Source organism: Shewanella abyssi, assembly GCF_023284025.1.
Classification (GTDB): domain Bacteria; phylum Pseudomonadota; class Gammaproteobacteria; order Enterobacterales; family Shewanellaceae; genus Shewanella; species Shewanella abyssi.
In genome coordinates, this window is record NZ_JAKIKR010000111.1 from 1 (window position 1) to 2,212 (window position 2,212).

General features: G+C 33.1%; 1 protein-coding gene. It reads left to right on the forward strand.

Features of this window, described 5'->3' with window-relative positions:
• The coding region (locus L2755_RS21880; protein ID WP_248982747.1) for an AAA family ATPase at positions 1–2,085 on the forward strand (2,085 nt) is incomplete at its 5' end.
• Between the last annotated feature and the right edge of the window lie 127 nt (positions 2,086–2,212).

The window sequence follows — 2,212 nt, forward strand, 5'->3', positions numbered from 1 at the left end:
AACCTAATTTATGGTCTAAATGGTTCAGGGAAAAGTACGTTTTCAAATTACTTTTATGACTTAGAAAACACCAAATATAACAAGTGTTCGAATACTAATGGTGGTGAAACAATCCTTGTTTATAATCAAAAGTTCATTAGTAATAACTTTTATTCTCCAGATAGTTTAAATGGAATATTTGGCCTTTCAGAAGAAAACAAACATGTGGAAGAAGTAATTAAACAAAAAACCGAAGAACTGAAGGAGTTGGAGGAAGAGAGGAACAATCAAGGTCAAATTATTGAAAAGCAAGTTTCTAAAGTCGAAATTGCAAAAACTAATGCTGAACAAAAGGTTTGGGAAATAAAACAGACTTATACGGGAGGAGATAGAGTTCTTGAGTATTGTTTAGAATCTCTGAAAGGTAATAAATCCAAACTATACGAGCACATAAGTGCATTATCTAAACCAGAAACCAAACCAGAAAAGACCATCGACAGCCTCAAAGCTGAGATAAATGCTATTGATGGTGATGCTGCTGTCAAACTTAATACACTAGACATTATTATGCTTGATAACCTTTCCAATGCAAGCGTAGAAGCATTAAACGAAATTGTTGTAGGTAATAAAGATAGTCCAGTAGCAGACCTGATAGAAAAGTTACAAAACTCTGATTGGGTTAGTTCAGGACTAGAGTACCTAGAATTAGTCGATAGCAATGAGTGTCCATTCTGTCAATCTAAAACGATTACTGAACAGTTAACTCAGCAAATCAAAGACTACTTTGATGAATCTTATGAAGAAAAAATTACAGCTATTAAGTCTATAGAAACTGAATATGGCAATTTGGTTGAAAACTTCCCGACACTAGATTCTTACAAATCTTCCCAGTACGCAACTGAGCACTTGGCAAAGTTAACAGAAGAGCATTCATTGATCTTAAAAGCAATCGAACAAAATAAAGATCTCATTCAAAAAAAGAAAGCGAATCCAAGCACTAAAATCACTCTAACAGATCCATCGACACATGTTGAAAACTTCAATGCTCTTGTTCTGTTGGTTAACGGATTAATTAATGAACACAATCTCAAAATTGATAATGCTAGTAGCGAGAAGGCTCGTATTAAAAAGGCATTTTGGGAAATCTTAAGGTATGAATATGATCAAACCATATCGAATCACAAAAAAATAGGTAAAGCGGCTCAAACAATAATTGATTCTGCCAGGTTAATAATAACTCAGAAGGCTAAAGATATAGCCGCTAAAGAACAAGAGATTATAGAACAGCAGAAGAATACAGTTAACATAGATGAAGCTGTGCAAAATATTTCTAAGGGACTAGAAGATATAGGCATTACAGACTTTACAATTATGAAGCATGAAAATAATTTGTATCGAGTAGTTCGTTCAGGTGCTGATGCAGATGTTTTTACATCATTAAGTGAAGGCGAAAAAATGATGATTAGTTTTCTATATTTTAGAGAACTATTTAAAGGTAAGTTGACAGCCACTGAAGTACCACAAAAGAAAATTGCTATAATAGACGATCCTGTATCAAGTTTATCCCATATTTTTGTCTACAATATTGGTCGGTTGATAAAAAATGACTTTTTTATGTCAGATGACATTGAACAAGTTTTTGTACTAACTCATAGCCTTTACTTCTTTTATGAGCTAACTGACACGAATCACGGAAGACGTAAAAAAGATCAAAAACTGTTTCGATTATCAAAGAACTCTTTAGGATCTTCGATCAGTAAAATGAGCTACCAAGAAGTCCAAAATGATTATCAGTCCTATTGGTCGGTGATTAATGATGGTGAGCAACCTCCTGCACTAATAGCAAATTGTATGAGAAATGTAATTGAGTATTTTTTTGGTTTTGTTCAAAAAATTGAACTGAGTAATGTTGCAGATATTGAAGAGCTTCAACAGAATAAATTCCAAGCATTTATGAGATATATCAATAGAGAATCACACTCTGTAGGCCAAAATATTATCGACTTCAAAGAGTTTGATTATGATATTTTCAGAGAGGCTTTTAAGTTATTGTTCTATAAAGCTGGTTATCCTGAGCATTATGATAAAATGTCGGAAATTAGTTAGTTGCATTACATCCGATAGCTAAACTTTTGGGTATCTATTCATTGGTGGATAAAGCCTCACATCTAGTGCTTTATTCGCCAACATCATGATTACTTTTTCTAGCAAATTGATGATCTTAGATTGAAAT